Origin of the sequence: Halobacillus sp. B23F22_1 (assembly GCF_043497005.1) — a bacterium.
In the GTDB taxonomy this organism is placed as follows: domain Bacteria; phylum Bacillota; class Bacilli; order Bacillales; family Halobacillaceae; genus Halobacillus_A.
The window spans coordinates 39,289-53,515 of record NZ_JBIEKE010000003.1; the positions used below are offsets into that span (position 1 = coordinate 39,289).

A 14,227-nucleotide genomic window follows, 5' to 3' on the forward strand; every position below is an offset into this window, starting at 1 on the left:
TCATTCTTCATACATCTACTCTCTTCATCGCAGAATCTTTTTTCGTGTTCATTTCTGTATGTTTATTACTAATTGTTTATAATTATACATAGATATTTTTAGAAGTCAACGGTTTAATTCAAATTTTTTTATAAGAGATTTAATTCCTATTAGGTAAGGGTTGATGTGCTCTTTCTCTTTTATTAAGGCAAATAAAAAAAGAAGCAACTTTACATTGCTTCTTTTTTATTTATTGTATATTATGCAACGAGCTTCTTGCATTCTTCTGCACACGCGTAGCAAGCTTCTGCACACTGCTGGCAATGATCATGATCATGCTTCTTACATTCATTCCCGCATGATTCACAAATCTTTGCACAAGCCTCAGCTAATTCCGATACAAAAGGAGTTCCTCTCGTTAAGGCTTGTTCTAGAAAACTGCAAATATCAGCGCATTCGCGATCTGTACGGATACATTCAGCCATCATCTTCACATCATCTTCTTGTAAACAAGCGTCATAGCAATGATTACAAGCTTCCATACATTCATGTAATTTTTCGATCGCCGATTGATACTTTAAGTGAGACATTATTATCCTCCTATTAAAAGTAGTTGTATTAACCTATTTTCCACCTTCGGGAAAGGTTAAACCCTACATTATGTTCCCCAGTAATTGTGCAGATATTATGCATTTTCAATATAATGATCCAAGTGTTTTTCTAATTCGTCTAGATACCTATGGATCGAGGGAGCTTTTTTCACGTTAAAGCAAGCAAAAGTTTTAATTGGTTCCATACCTACATATTTATGGACAAGATGCAGGGGAAATAACGTATCTTCAACACTTCTGCCTTCAAAAAAATGCGTGCGATCCCCAAACGCTTCAGCAGGAGCATTCCAAGTCGTAGAAAACATATACTTTCTTCCATGAAGCAGCCCACCTGTCCCATACTGGGTTTTGTTACCTTCAAATACACCCCGTATTCATGGACCTCATCAAAATACTTCTTAAATAAGGCGGGCACACTATAACAGTAGATCGGCGTTTGATAGATCACGATATCTGCCCACTTCACCTTCTCTTGCTCTATCTTCTTTTCATAACCATTTTGTATAATCGTTTTTTTAACATTATGACGCCGGTTAAAATATTCACACAAGAAATGAAATAACGTGTGATTTAATTCTCCTCTGGAATGATCATAATATTCATGGCCGTTGATAATTAACACATTTGCGATGACTGCTCATCCTTTCTCTTCCTTAATCCCTCGAAAGTATGTAAGGAAGGTTGCTCTTTAGGTCACATTTCTATGATAATTTACCCTTTTCTTCTATTTTATAGTTCTGCAATGGCTTGCATAGTTATCAGTTCATTGCTTAACGGCAAACTTAACAATGTGCTATTTCTCTTCTCTTGCGAACATTGTAGAAATTTTTGTTGTTTAAAAGGAGTGAAAAGACGGTATAAGCTAATATATAGCAATTAAATCTATCCATGGAGGAGATTTGAGTGAAAATCAAAGTAAGTAACTGGAGGATGTTATCGAAGCAGGAACAAATTTATATTTTACGAAAGATTAGTCAACAGCCTAAACTATTAGCCGCTCGTTAACCGATAATGAGAAATCCACGCCTGGAAAGGAAGTCGCTTATCATTTTTTATTCATGGAACATATAATTGGAAAGATGGGTTTTGATAAAATTATGCAGCAATTGACTTGTCACTACACTCTACTAACTCTGAACTCTTTACTTATAAAAAGTATTGGACTAACGTTTCTGATCGATAGGAGAAATTAACTTATCAGGCTCAGCGTATATATCATACAAAACCGTCTTTCCTATTCTTCTATTATTAATAGATGGTTCTGCATACCCACGCCTCTGATTAACTACTGTGTCTCTTTCCTCCATTCTCCGTTCCATATCATTGTCTCCACTCCTCTCGCAACTGTTTCTAGACAACTTTTAATTTCCTCGTTTTTCACAGGAGAACATTAGAAATAATGGAATTCGCCTGCGTCGTTCATATTCCCCTTTCTCTAGATAGTTACTGTTTGGTTTTCCCTCTCTCACATCGTTCACGTGAAACCCTGCCTGTTGAAGAAGTGAAAAATAGTCTTCAAACGTGCGATGATACTTCACGACGTATTGTTGAATCCAAGGTTCTATACGCTTTCCCGTTTTAAAGTAATCGTCCACGATCCAATCCGAACGTACTCTCTCCTTACCCGCACTTTTCATGGAAGACGTAAGAACAGGGTGTTGAACAGAAAATACGAACTTTCCATCTTCTCGAAGAGTTCTGTGTATTTCATGTAGTACTTTGTGAAGGTTCTTTATGTAATGAAAAACTAACCGCGAGATTACGAGATCAAATTCCCCCTCTGGATATTCCCAATTCTCTAAAGACGAACGCATTACATCTCCGTTGACACAATCAAGATTAGCTTCAGCAGCTTTAATCATATTAGCTGAAGCATCAACCCCCAAATACCAAGCACAGCCTCTATCCACTAATTTCTTTCCAAAGCGTCCATCACCACACCCTAAATCCAGTATATTCTCACCTGCCACCTCACCAATCAAATTGTTGAACACAGGTTCTTCTATAGAATGATTTGGACTCTCTATGCGGTTTCTTCGTTTTAAATAGGCATTAAAAAATTCATTCTGATCATAAACGGATGAACCTTTATATTCCATGAAGTAACTTCCTCCTTCAGTTCTTCTTCCTCATCCAATTCGACATTGTTTCTGTAAGTCCTTCTTATCTATTAATAGATAATCACCATATTTGTCACACACAAATTGTAGGAGTATAATTTTTCATTAGGTCACTAAATAATGAGAGTCTTATAGATTTCCGTTTTACATAGAGGAGGGCAAGTTATGGCACAAAATTACAGCAAAGTATTAATTGCTGGATTATTGATTTCTGGTTCATTTATTACCATCTTAAACCAGACACTTATGATTACGGCAATCCCTCCTATCATGGAGGAAATGAATATAACAGCTAACACTGGCCAGTGGTTAACCACTGTCTTTATGCTCGTTAATGGGATTATGATTCCAATCAGTGCATTCTTAATTGAAAAATTCACAACTAGACAGCTCTTTATGACAGCAATGGGAGTCTTTGCTGCAGGTACAATAGTAGGAGGGCTTGCCACTAATTTTCCTGTACTATTAACAGGACGAATTATCCAATCGGCTGGGGCCGGTGTGATGCTGCCCTTAATGCAGACCGTCTTCCTTCTCATTTTCCCTGTTGAAAAGAGAGGAGCCGCTATGGGTTACATCGGGCTTGTCATTTCATTTGCGCCAGCGATCGGCCCGACCCTATCAGGCTGGGTTACCGCAAATTACTCATGGCGCTATCTATTTTGGTTCATTCTCCCACTAACTATTATCATGATCATCGTCGCATATAAAATACTTAGAAATGTTACCGAACTTAAAAACCCTAAAGTCGATCCTATTTCTATTATTTTATCTTCCTTCGGGTTTGGTGGCTTGCTTTACGGATTTACGAGCGCTGGAAATAATGGCTGGGATAGTCCAATGACGATTGGGACTCTAGCAGCAGGAGCCATTATCTTATTCGTCTTTATTCTTCGTCAGCTTCGTATGCACCACCCAATGCTGGAATTTCGTGTATTTAAATTGCGCACTTTTACAATTACGACAATTATAGGCATGGTCAGTTTCATGGGATTGATTGGAGCTGAAACGTTAATACCGTTATATATGCAGAACATGAGGGACTTTACAGCTTTAGAATCAGGGTTAGTCTTATTGCCAGGAGCGCTCATTTCCGGTTTAATGTCGCCCATTACTGGAAGGATATTTGACCGAATAGGTGCTCGTTCACTTGCCATTGTGGGGCTGACCATCATGACAGGATCATCTCTTGCACTGGGATTGCTTGACACGGAAACTTCTTTAACTTACCTTATGATCGCTTATGCGATTCGGATGTTCGGATTATCTATGGTGATGATGCCTGTAACGACCGCTGGACTAAATGAACTGCCTCCTAAGCTTATCCCTCACGGGGCAGCGATGAATAATACGATGCGGCAAATTGCCGCATCAGTCGGTACAGCGATTCTTGTCACAGTAATGACAACCACTGCTATGACTGCCGAGCAGCAGCAAACAAGAGAGAACCCTGAAATCTTTGGGGTAAATTTTGCCTTTATGGTAGTTACTGCTTTAACCTTTATCGCGTTAATTTTAGCGATATTTGTAAGAAGAACTTCACCACCAACTGACGAAGAATGGGATGCACAGCAGAAATAACGCACAAAAATAGCACGAGAGTACGATCACTATCGTTTCTCGTGCATATTTATGTTTATCAATTACCCGTCTTCATCGGAATCTTCTTCCTCTTCCATATCATCTTCACTTTCTGTGTCACCCTGTTCTCCATTCATGTCATCTTCTTTGTCCACTTCATCGTCTTCCATATTCTCTTCTTCTGATCCGTCATTTTCCGTACCATTGTCTTCGTTTTCTTCCGTATCCTCCATCTCATCTTCCTCTACAGGCTCCTCTTCACCGCAAGCGACCAGTAATGTCACAGCCAACAACGCAGTCATACCTTTTAACCACCATTTTTTAATACGGCATCCTCCTATGAATAGATTCAAAGATAAGATACCCGGTAGTTTACAGTTAAAACTAAAATTGCACACTTTAACAATATCATTACATTGAGTTAAAGATTATTTTACGACTAAATTGTATAACTTCGGTACCTGCTGCCTCATCACCTCTTTATCTGTGCGCCACTCGAAAATGGGACCGACTCCTCCATATTCAAAAGATGCAATCCAGGGTTCGCTCCATGCTCCTTGTTTTATGTTCAATAAAGCCCATTCAGCCAGCTGCCAGTCTGCTTCCACCATAGGCATACTATCTTTGTAACTTCCATTTCTCTTTTGAATGCCTGTAATATGCAGTTCTTTTAACCGTTCAACAGGGAAGCGGCTGATGTAGTTATACACATTTTCACCAGAGTAATAGCACGTCATCTGCGCATGGGCAATATCTAATAACAACCCACATTTTGTTTCATGCACAATATCAGAAATTATTTCTGGTGTTACGATTGCTTTCAACATATCACTGTTTTTATCACGGTATACCACATTTTCAAGTATAACCCGCTCTGCACCAAATCGGTCGACCACCTGTTGGATGTCCTTTATGACGAGATTTTTCACTTGTTCTATATCTTTTTCCTTAAGGCTGGTACTCTCGATTGAAGGAAAATCTTTAGAGTACGCGACTAAATGCAAGTTTATAAAAGGGGTAGAAGTCAGGCTAAGGAACTCTTCCACTTGGAGCCAATCAAAAGAATTTAAATTACCTTGACCTGCATTTAGATCAAAGTGGATATAGGAGGGTCTGCTTTTCTCAGCTTGCTGTACTAAACTTTTATCGAAGTCTGGACATTTAAACAAGTCTATATTGATCATTGATTGATCGATTAGTTGCTGAGCTTCAGGAGAATAATTAATAGCAAACTTCATTCTAGTTCCCCTTTCCTAATGGCAAATGGAGTTGAGTTAAGCGTTTCTATATTTAGCATAAAGCAGCTCATCCCGATACTTGTCGTATGCAGGAAGGCCTGCTTTTTTTGATAATTCCAATTCGGCTTCACGGTCATAATTGACCCGGATAAATTGAATCGCATTCGTGTTATATGAGCCATCAATTATGGCATACGAAGCAGAAGTTAAATCTAACGAATTACCCACACTTCCTGTGTTACATAAAATCCCACACTCATACGTATGTAAAAAAGTCGTATGGACATCCCCGTAAAATACAATATCAGGAGGGTGAGTCAATCCCGTTTGTTCACTGTTCTCAAACATAGTGAGACGTTTCTCTATAGAATGAAAAGGAAGAATTCTCTCAAATTCGCTTCGCGGGGAAGCATGGAAGAACCTGAGCAGCTGATCGTTTAATTCTAAATCAATATGAAACGGCAGCGATTCTAAATAATTATAATCTTCTTTCGTCAGGCGGTCTTGAAACCATTGAATAAAATCATCTTCAGCTGGATTTTGTATAAATACGTCCCAATTGCCACGTACCACTTTCTCACAGTTTTCTCGAACAACCTGTATGCATTCTGATCCCTGAGGCCCTTTACCAATTAAATCTCCGAGGCAAAAAATTCTCTCGATCCCTCTATGATGTATATCTTTCATAACGGCGTCTAATGCGCTTTTATTTCCATGAATATCAGATATTACTGCAATTCTTGTCATGCTTTATTCCACCTTGTGCATTCATTTATATTCTAAAACTCTAAATACTTACCTATACTCTACAATTCTTTATAGTCAGGCAGTTTTCCTGCTGATTCTTAATCTTTTACCTTCGCTATATTTTAGTGGATATTCTACTCAAATATTGAAAGGGATGCCTATTAAACTTAAACAAAAAAGCAAGGCATACGCTGGTTATGTATACCTTGCTTTCTTATTTAATGATTAAAGTGTTGTTCGACAAGCTTTATAAGGGGATGAGTTTCAGGTAATTCGGAGACTCGAAGCAGCGTAGGAGTTCCCCCTATATCTTTGATGGACTGTTGAAGTTCACGTGATTCCTCATCGTTTGGATCGTTAAACTTAAGAGCTGCTGCAATGACTTCTGATAGGTAGACAGGTTCTTTTTGAAACAGATCTACATATTCTACAGCTGGTCGAATAAGCCGATCCTTAGGACCCAGCTTACGTTTCGGTCCTCTTCCCACACGAGTAACTTCATCTGAAATACTTGGATTCATAAAGCGTTCAATGATTTTATTCGTATAAGCCTCGTGAGCCTCACGTTTGAATTGATATTTTTCTATTAATACGGCACCCGTTTCGGATAACGTACCACGGACTTTCTCAACTACTGATTCGTCATCCATCACTTCTTTTATCGTTTGCAGACCGTGCTGGCTTCCTAAATAAGCCGCTGCAGCATGCCCTGTATTCACAGTAAATAACTTCCGTTCGATATAAGGGGTAAGATCTTCTACATAAGTAATCCCTGTTACATTCGGCTGCTCACCTTTAATGTCTCTTGTTTCTACAACCCACTCATAAAAAGGTTCTACTTCAACGGTCAAAGGATTTTCATGGTTTTGATCAGGTACAATTCGATCCACTGCTGCATTAGGGAAACCAACTAGTCGATCACATTCCCTTTGTTCTTCATGACGCAAATGTTCATAAACATGTTCTTTTAGTAAAGAGCTGCCGCCAATCATATTTTCACAAGCGATTATATTTATTGGTGTCTTATTCGTTTCTATGCGCTTTTGCAGCCCTTTTGAAATTAATGGGGCTACGATGGGAAGAATATTTGCTCCAACCGCAGTTGTAATTAAATCCACTTCAGTGATTAATTTAATAATCCTGTCTTCCTCATACTTACTGTTGACACCTGAGACGTTTTTGACGTTCACCACTTGGTCAGCACCCGCTAAAATAACATCGTAAGATTTCACGCGATTTAACGTTTCAATTACTTCATCATTTACATCAACAAAGATCGTTTCATACCCTGATTGATCCAACAGCATCCCAATAAAACCTCGTCCAATATTGCCGGCTCCGAAATGAATAGCTCTCATTTAGCTCACCTCATTAAAAATAGCTAGTACGGCCTCTTTCGTCTCTGCAGCCAGGATCTTATCAATATTTTCTTCCTCAGAACACACAATAGCGATCTGGGAAAGGACTTCTAAGTGGTCGTCTCCTTTACCGGCAATGCCGATCAAAAGTTTCACCATATTCCCGTCCCCAAAATCTACCCCGCCAGGTACAGTAACAAGTGAGATCCCTGTTTCTTTTACAGATTTTTTTGCATCTTCTGTTCCATGAGGTATAGCAACATGATTTCCCATAAATGTAGATGTTAACTCTTCGCGCTTTAACATTTCATCAATATAGTCAGAAGAAACATATCCTTGGTCTTGCAGGATTTTCCCAGTAAAACGAATGGCTTCCTCTTTGCTGCTTAATTCTACGTTAAGTTCGATATTATTGGTTGTTAAAATATTTTCAGACATACATCATTCTCCTCTTTTAAAGTAATTCTTTTTTAAAAAACTGGTGAAGCTGATTTGACATATAGTGCATGATCTTATCTTCGTCTTGAGATTGCAGCGTCTCGATTCCTTTTGGATCATCTACTATTAAAGAGCTAAGAAAGCTTAACACTTCAAGTGACTCTTTGTTTATTTCTTGCGGAGCCAGCATAAGCAATATTGTTGAAACCCCGGCTTCTTCTCCATCCATCCCTTTAACAGGAATAGTGCGATCTACAATGTGGACTGTAAAAGAAGGCCGCTTCACTTCTGTTGACCGTGTATGATACAACGCCAGTTTAGTCCCTGGGATTCCTAGACCTCCAACTTTTTCCCGCTCGCTTAACGCTTCTAGAACCCCATCTGCACTTTGGATAACTTCTTCTTGCTCTAACGTAACACAAGCTTGCTGCAATATATTCTCCGCTGCTTTTCCTGAAGCTTGGTACACACTTAATGAATCTAATAGTTGATGCACTGCTGTGGCATAGCGCTGAACCGACAAAACGGAGTTCTGGATGTTTTTAATCGTTTCATCCTGCTGAACGGTTTCTTTCTTAACTTGCTTTGTTTGCTTGGTTACCTTTTTCCTTCGTATGGCGTGTTCAATTTTATGCATATCGGATGACGGAAGCATGGGATTCACATGGATATAATCTTTATAATCAAGTAACCCTACAGTCGAAACGACGAGGTCATACACCGAAAGATCGATGTTCTTTAATTCAAAAAGTGATTCGTGTTCAACTTCCTCGATTTCTTTAAACTGCTGGTTCAATTTAGCAGCTAAAATTTTAGCCGTGCCAATACCGCTTGAACAAACAACAAGAGCTCGAAGACCCTTCAGTTCCTCATCATTTAATAAAGCAGAAGCGAAATGCATCACAAGAAAAGCCGTTTCTTCCTTTGGAAAGTGAAACTCTGGGAATACATGGTGAACCGCGTTTTCTATAACTTGAAATAACTCTTCATAGTCCTCTTCAATTTGCTTCTTTAACGGATTTTGAATGTCCATTTCCTGCTGAATCCGGTAAACACTCGGTTTTAGGTGAACGACTAAATCATTTAGTAAATAAGGGGAGTCATGTAAGTTAACACCGACTTCTTTCGAAACAAATTCAATTAATTGTTTCGCTTTAAAAGCTACACTTAAACTTGTTGCTTCTAAAAAGGAATCTTGATTGTAGCGAGCTTTAGCCCCCATTAGATGCATGGTAATATAGCCTGTTTCTGCTTCAGGAAGGGTGAGTTCAAAGGTTTCTTCGAGCTTTATTATCAGCTTGCTGGCCATCTCGAACTCTTGCGTTTGCCGCAGTTCTTCTAGATACTCTTCAGCCATCTCGATCATCTCACCTTTTTGGATACGTTCGATGGCAAGAGCCAAGTGAATGACCAGCCCTAAATAAGCACTATCTGCTAAATCATAAGCTAAAGAAGAGCGGATCCCTTCAACGCTGCGTTCAATGACTGAAAGCTTTTCTTTATCAACGAGTCCTAGTAATTGATCGGAAACCGTGTTTACCGTCGAGTTAGAAGTGTTTCCAATATTTTCTCTTAGAATATTTAATAGATCTAACTCATCCATATGGCGCATAATCAAAAATCCAATAGCTTCACGTATTTTAGCTTCTTCCCCTTGAATTTCCACTCCATAGCCGCGTTTTCTTATTAGAGTAAGATGGAAGCCGTATAGATCATCTTCAATTTTATCAAGGTCGTTACTAATGGTTGCTACTGTAACCCCGAGCTCATTCGCTAATGAAACCAGTTTGATCGGCTCTTTTGCTTCAAGTAAACGTGATAGCACCATGACTTGCCGCTCTTCAGGCGTATAATCTAATGTGGAAAGCTGATTAATTTCTACCTTCAGCAAGTCTCTCTGCTTTACCTCACCCTGAAGGACAAGGCCGCTTCCTGACTTCTTTTCAAGACTTAGTTCATAGGAGGCTAATAGATCTTCTACACCTTTTAAATCACGATGCACGGTACGGGTGCTTACATCCAATTCATCAGCAATGGCCTTTACGGTGGTTTCACTATGAGCCGTTAATAACAACTGTAAAATCTTCCGCTCTCTCGCTGTCATATACATTTCACTTCCACCTCCTCTCTTTGTGACATCATTTAACTTTTAAGTGTTTCTTCTCTTTCATCATATGTCTTTTAACCCTTTTAAAACAATGATAAGAAAACAAACTTCCTTCATCCTTGTTGTTGCCAAAATTTAATTGCGGCAGTGTAAGAAAGAGCCTGAACAGGTCCAGACTCTTTAGTTCTATTATTGTTCCGACTTCAATTCTGCTACCAATTCATCATATTTCGGACTGTTCAAGAAGTTTTCCACTGAAATATGGTGTGCATTCGGTACTTTCTGCATGGCACGTTCCGTTAAATCCTTGTGAGTAATCACGATGTCTACATCAGAAGGCAGATCGTTAATCGCCATGTTCGTAACATCAATGTCGATTGATGCTTTCTTAAATTTATTTTTTAATAAGGAAGACCCCATTGCACTAGATCCCATTCCAGCATCACAGGCAAAGATAATCTTATCCACGTTTTCACGATTCAATGCAGGAACTTCATCTGTAGACAATTGTTCAGCTGCTTCCTCTTGTTCACCTTTTTCCTCGCCAGCTAATCCACTGGTTACACTACTTTTTTTGCCCTTCATACCTTCCATTTTAGCTGTAGCTTCCGTAAGATCTCCATCTTCCTCCTGTTTGCTTAGCTTTAGAATAAATGAAGCGATCAGGAAGGAAACAACCGTTGCAATTAGCACACCTAAAATAACGCCTACGTAATCCGTTCTAGGTGTTAATGCCATATAGGCAAAAATACTTCCAGGGGAAGGTGTAGCACTTAATCCGACACCAAACGCGGCAAAAGTTGCTGTACCACTAACACCACCGCCAATTACAGCCAGCAGCAATGCAGGCTTAGATAAAATATAAGGGAAGTAAATTTCATGAATTCCGCCAAAGAATTGAATGACTGCTGCACCAGGAGCTGTTTGTTTTGAAACCCCTTTGCCAAAAATCATAAAAGCAAGCAGCACACCAAATCCCGGGCCAGGGTTTGATTCAAGCATGAACAGGATAGACTTCCCAAGTTCAGACTGTTGGCTTGCACCAATTGGATTTAAAATTCCGTGGTTAATCGCGTTATTTAAGAAAAGAACTTTAGCCGGTTCAATAAAAATGTTGACTAACGGAAGAAGCCCGGCGTTCACTAAAAATTCAACCCCGACGGCAAGTGCCCTCGTCAGTCCTGATATAATCGGTCCCATTACGTAGTAAGAAAGAATCGTAAGAATGGTACCCAGGATTCCTGCGGAGAAGTTGTTAACAAGCATTTCAAATCCCTGACGGATCCGTCCTTCAAACAGCTTGTCGAGTTTTTTGATGGCGTAACCGCCAATCGGTCCCATAATCATAGCACCTAAGAACATTGGTGCATCTTCAGAGAATACGATGACTCCCATCGTTGAAATCGCACCAACTACTCCGCCGCGAAGTCCGTAAATTAATCGGCCCCCGGTAAATGCAATTAAAATGGGCAGTAAGTAAAATAAGATCGGTTCAACCATTTCCGCAAGGTCAGCATTTGGCAGCCATCCATCCGGGATAAACAGCGCTGTTATAATCCCCCACGCTATAAATGCTGCAATGTTTGGCATAATCATTCCACTGAGGAAACTTCCAAACTTTTGAACTTTCGCTCGAAAGCCTGATTTATTTTGTTCAGTCACGTGAAACACTCCTCGTCTCAAATATTTTTTTATTTTCGTTGTACTTCTATAGTAAAACGGTTACATTGTTGCCATCAATACAATCTAAATGCATGTTTGGCACATTAATTGTTGCCAAAATTTGAATTGAATGTGCTTTTAATGTGCTGAAAATGCGCTCCCCTCGCGATTCTTCCAAACCCTTTGATACATATAGGGTTTAGCCGCTTTTCAAAAAACACTCAATTTCCAAATCTCTTCAAATCTTCTGAAATCTTAACTATACATAAGCATAGTAGAAGGAGTAGCCACTTAGTGTGTGCCATTCCCATTCATCACGATTAAAGCCAATTTATGGGGAATAAGCCGGTTTGATAAAATTCTCATATCCCCCTATTATAAAAACGTTAACAATTCCAGATTTATCCCATCCAGCGGAACTCCAATTGGGAGTTTTATTTCCAGGATGGTTCTGGTCAACTGTCGTTAAGTCACGAGATTTTTTAAAGGAGGCCAATGTCATTAAAATTAACGAAAATGAAACAGGTGATTACTCATGAATCCCAACACTGCCACAATCACTAAAGCTGAAGATAAGTTATCCTTTGAAAAGCCTGCTGTTGAGGACGGCTCCGCAATGTGGGAGCTTGTTGACAACTCAACCCTCGATCAAAATTCACCTTATAAATATATAATGATGTGTGAATTTTTCGCGGAAACATGCATCGTTGCTAAACAGAATGATCAAGTTGTCGGATTTATCACGGCTTTTATTCCACCAGAAAAGGAAGACGTTCTGTTTATCTGGCAAGTTGGTACAGATGCTTCGCAGCGTGGAAAAGGAGTCGCCTCTCGACTCTTAAATAGTCTACTGGAGCGCAAGAGCTGCCAGGACGTTCGATACGTGGAAGCCACAGTTACTCCATCTAATAAAGCTTCCCAGGCATTATTCAAACGCTTAGCTAAAGATCACGACACCAAATGTGAAGTCTCAGAATGCTTTGCCGAGGAATTATTCCCTGGGGATGAACACGAAGAAGAACTAACGTACAGAATCGGACCATTTTCCAAATAGAACCAAGAACTTTTCAAAAGAATGATTCAAGGAGGATTTTAGAAAATGAAAAACGATCTAACCGTATTCGAACAACTAGAATCAGAGGTACGCTCTTACTGCCGCAGCTTTCCTACAATCTTTACGAAAGCACAAGGCCATAAAATGTGGGACATTGATGGAAAAGAATATCTTGATTTCTTCAGTGGAGCTGGAGCCTTAAATTACGGGCACAACGATCCAAACATGAAGAAAAAGCTGATTGAATATATTACGGATGACGGAATCACACACAGTTTAGATATGGCTTCTACTGCAAAAAAAGATTTCTTAACTAAATTGAATGATGTCATTTTAAAACCGCGAGACTTGGATTATAAAGTGATGTTTCCTGGACCTACAGGTACGAACACGGTAGAAAGTGCTCTAAAGCTTGCCCGTAAAGTTACAGGACGCACGGAAGTTATTAGTTTCACGAATGGATTCCACGGCATGACAATTGGAGCCCTTTCGGTTACAGGTAACTCCTTCAAACGTAAAGGTGCAGGAATTCCATTGCACAATACAGTGACCATGCCTTATGACAATTATATTGATGAAACTTCAGATTCTTTAGATTACCTCGAGCGTTATCTCGAAGATGGCGGAAGTGGAGTAGAAATTCCTGCCGCAGTTATTCTTGAAACAGTTCAAGGAGAGGGCGGACTAAACACAGCAAGTCCGGAATGGTTGAAGAAGCTAGACTCGATCTGTAAGCGCTGGAATATTTTCCTCATCATTGATGATGTTCAGGCTGGTGTAGGACGTACAGGTACGTTCTTCAGCTTCGAACCCGCTGGCATTAAACCGGATGTTGTCTGCCTGTCCAAATCGATTGGCGGTTACGGATTGCCGTTTGCCATCACACTAATTAAGCCTGAACATGATGTTTGGGCACCAGGTGAACACAACGGTACATTCCGTGGAAACAACATGGCTTTCGTAACAGCAACTGAAGCTCTCAACTATTGGGATGATCCTAACTTTGAGAAAAGCATTCAAGAAAAAGCTGAAAAAATTACAGACTTCCTTGAAGGTCTAGTGAAAAAGTATCCAGAAATGAACGGGTACCGTAAAGGACGCGGAATCATGCAAGGCATCTCATCAAACGTCGAAGGCTTCTCTGAAAAAGTAGCAGCGCTTGCGTTTGAACAAGGATTAATCATGGAAACAGCTGGCGCAGATGATGAAGTATTTAAGCTGTTCCCGCCAATTAATATTAATGAAGATGCTCTTCAAAAAGGATTTGAAATTATTGAAGAAGCTGTTCGCTCAGTAGCAAAAGAAAAAGATTTAGTTACTTCTTAAATCAAC

The 14,227-nt window shown here is 39.6% G+C and carries 13 protein-coding genes, 1 pseudogene and 1 other annotated feature (1 of these 15 cut by a window edge); of the genes and pseudogenes, 3 read left to right on the plus strand and 11 right to left on the minus strand.

Annotation, left to right across the window (positions count from 1 at the left end):
* Positions 1-40: a binding site (T-box leader), on the minus strand (it extends 177 nt beyond the left edge of the window).
* Between the two features lie 199 nt (positions 41-239).
* The 4 genes and pseudogenes from ACGTNH_RS15235 to ACGTNH_RS15250 form a co-directional block, all read right to left on the minus strand.
* Positions 240-569: a four-helix bundle copper-binding protein gene (locus ACGTNH_RS15235; protein ID WP_394587770.1), complete on the minus strand. Its 330-nt coding sequence runs from the start codon at positions 567-569 to the stop codon at positions 240-242.
* Positions 570-664: 95 nt separating this feature from the next.
* Positions 665-1,221, minus strand: a pseudogene (locus ACGTNH_RS15240) (NAD(P)H-dependent oxidoreductase).
* A 532-nt stretch (positions 1,222-1,753) separates the two neighbouring features.
* Complete coding sequence (locus ACGTNH_RS15245; RefSeq protein ID WP_394587771.1) at positions 1,754-1,909, minus strand: hypothetical protein; 156 nt, start codon at positions 1,907-1,909, stop codon at positions 1,754-1,756.
* Between the two features lie 42 nt (positions 1,910-1,951).
* Positions 1,952-2,689: a class I SAM-dependent DNA methyltransferase gene (locus tag ACGTNH_RS15250; RefSeq protein WP_394587772.1), complete on the minus strand. Its 738-nt coding sequence runs from the start codon at positions 2,687-2,689 to the stop codon at positions 1,952-1,954.
* Between the two features lie 186 nt (positions 2,690-2,875).
* Between ACGTNH_RS15250 and ACGTNH_RS15255 the strand changes: the two genes are divergently transcribed.
* Positions 2,876-4,291, plus strand: a complete 1,416-nt coding sequence (locus ACGTNH_RS15255) for an MDR family MFS transporter (RefSeq protein ID WP_394587773.1) — start codon at positions 2,876-2,878, stop codon at positions 4,289-4,291.
* Between the two features lie 62 nt (positions 4,292-4,353).
* On the opposite strand, the gene ACGTNH_RS15260 is transcribed toward ACGTNH_RS15255, so the two are convergent.
* The 7 genes from ACGTNH_RS15260 to ACGTNH_RS15290 form a co-directional block, all read right to left on the minus strand.
* Positions 4,354-4,593 carry a hypothetical protein gene (locus tag ACGTNH_RS15260; RefSeq protein ID WP_394587774.1) on the minus strand — a complete coding sequence of 80 codons (240 nt, stop codon included), beginning with the start codon at positions 4,591-4,593 and terminating at the stop codon, positions 4,354-4,356.
* A 126-nt stretch (positions 4,594-4,719) separates the two neighbouring features.
* On the minus strand, positions 4,720-5,529 hold the full coding sequence (locus tag ACGTNH_RS15265) for a multinuclear nonheme iron-dependent oxidase (RefSeq protein ID WP_394587775.1): 810 nt from the start codon (positions 5,527-5,529) through the stop codon (positions 4,720-4,722).
* 36 nt (positions 5,530-5,565) lie between these two features.
* Entirely contained in the window at positions 5,566-6,276 is a 711-nt protein-coding gene (locus ACGTNH_RS15270; RefSeq protein ID WP_394587776.1) for a metallophosphoesterase family protein, read from the minus strand.
* A gap of 218 nt (positions 6,277-6,494) precedes the next feature.
* Positions 6,495-7,634 carry a mannitol-1-phosphate 5-dehydrogenase gene (locus ACGTNH_RS15275; RefSeq protein ID WP_394587777.1) on the minus strand — a complete coding sequence of 380 codons (1,140 nt, stop codon included), beginning with the start codon at positions 7,632-7,634 and terminating at the stop codon, positions 6,495-6,497.
* Positions 7,635-8,072: a PTS mannitol transporter subunit IIA gene (locus tag ACGTNH_RS15280; RefSeq protein WP_394587778.1), complete on the minus strand. Its 438-nt coding sequence runs from the start codon at positions 8,070-8,072 to the stop codon at positions 7,635-7,637. It abuts the gene before it with no gap.
* A 16-nt stretch (positions 8,073-8,088) separates the two neighbouring features.
* Entirely contained in the window at positions 8,089-10,182 is a 2,094-nt protein-coding gene (locus ACGTNH_RS15285; protein ID WP_394587779.1) for a BglG family transcription antiterminator, read from the minus strand.
* A 186-nt stretch (positions 10,183-10,368) separates the two neighbouring features.
* Complete coding sequence (locus tag ACGTNH_RS15290; protein ID WP_394588499.1) at positions 10,369-11,775, minus strand: PTS mannitol transporter subunit IIBC; 1,407 nt, start codon at positions 11,773-11,775, stop codon at positions 10,369-10,371.
* Between the two features lie 601 nt (positions 11,776-12,376).
* On the opposite strand from ACGTNH_RS15290, the gene ectA reads away from it, so the two are divergent.
* Positions 12,377-12,895 carry a diaminobutyrate acetyltransferase gene (gene ectA, locus ACGTNH_RS15295; protein WP_394587780.1) on the plus strand — a complete coding sequence of 173 codons (519 nt, stop codon included), beginning with the start codon at positions 12,377-12,379 and terminating at the stop codon, positions 12,893-12,895.
* Positions 12,896-12,940: 45 nt separating this feature from the next.
* Positions 12,941-14,221: a diaminobutyrate--2-oxoglutarate transaminase gene (gene ectB / locus ACGTNH_RS15300; protein WP_394587781.1), complete on the plus strand. Its 1,281-nt coding sequence runs from the start codon at positions 12,941-12,943 to the stop codon at positions 14,219-14,221.
* Positions 14,222-14,227 lie beyond the last annotated feature (6 nt).

What these genes read in the sequence shown, in the direction of transcription:
- ACGTNH_RS15255 (WP_394587773.1), top strand. Translation starts at nt 2,876, where the DNA reads ATGGCACAAAATTACAGCAAAGTATTAATTGCTGGATTATTGATTTCT.
- ACGTNH_RS15285 (WP_394587779.1), bottom strand. Translation starts at nt 10,182, where the DNA reads ATGTATATGACAGCGAGAGAGCGGAAGATTTTACAGTTGTTATTAACG.
- ACGTNH_RS15270 (WP_394587776.1), bottom strand. Translation starts at nt 6,276, where the DNA reads ATGACAAGAATTGCAGTAATATCTGATATTCATGGAAATAAAAGCGCA.
- ACGTNH_RS15260 (WP_394587774.1), bottom strand. Translation starts at nt 4,593, where the DNA reads ATGACTGCGTTGTTGGCTGTGACATTACTGGTCGCTTGCGGTGAAGAG.
- ACGTNH_RS15250 (WP_394587772.1), bottom strand. Translation starts at nt 2,689, where the DNA reads ATGGAATATAAAGGTTCATCCGTTTATGATCAGAATGAATTTTTTAAT.
- ACGTNH_RS15245 (WP_394587771.1), bottom strand. Translation starts at nt 1,909, where the DNA reads ATGGAACGGAGAATGGAGGAAAGAGACACAGTAGTTAATCAGAGGCGT.
- ACGTNH_RS15265 (WP_394587775.1), bottom strand. Translation starts at nt 5,529, where the DNA reads ATGAAGTTTGCTATTAATTATTCTCCTGAAGCTCAGCAACTAATCGAT.
- ACGTNH_RS15290 (WP_394588499.1), bottom strand. Translation starts at nt 11,775, where the DNA reads ATGATTATGCCAAACATTGCAGCATTTATAGCGTGGGGGATTATAACA.
- ACGTNH_RS15275 (WP_394587777.1), bottom strand. Translation starts at nt 7,634, where the DNA reads ATGAGAGCTATTCATTTCGGAGCCGGCAATATTGGACGAGGTTTTATT.
- ACGTNH_RS15280 (WP_394587778.1), bottom strand. Translation starts at nt 8,072, where the DNA reads ATGTCTGAAAATATTTTAACAACCAATAATATCGAACTTAACGTAGAA.
- ACGTNH_RS15235 (WP_394587770.1), bottom strand. Translation starts at nt 569, where the DNA reads ATGTCTCACTTAAAGTATCAATCGGCGATCGAAAAATTACATGAATGT.
- ectB (WP_394587781.1), top strand. Translation starts at nt 12,941, where the DNA reads ATGAAAAACGATCTAACCGTATTCGAACAACTAGAATCAGAGGTACGC.
- ectA (WP_394587780.1), top strand. Translation starts at nt 12,377, where the DNA reads ATGAATCCCAACACTGCCACAATCACTAAAGCTGAAGATAAGTTATCC.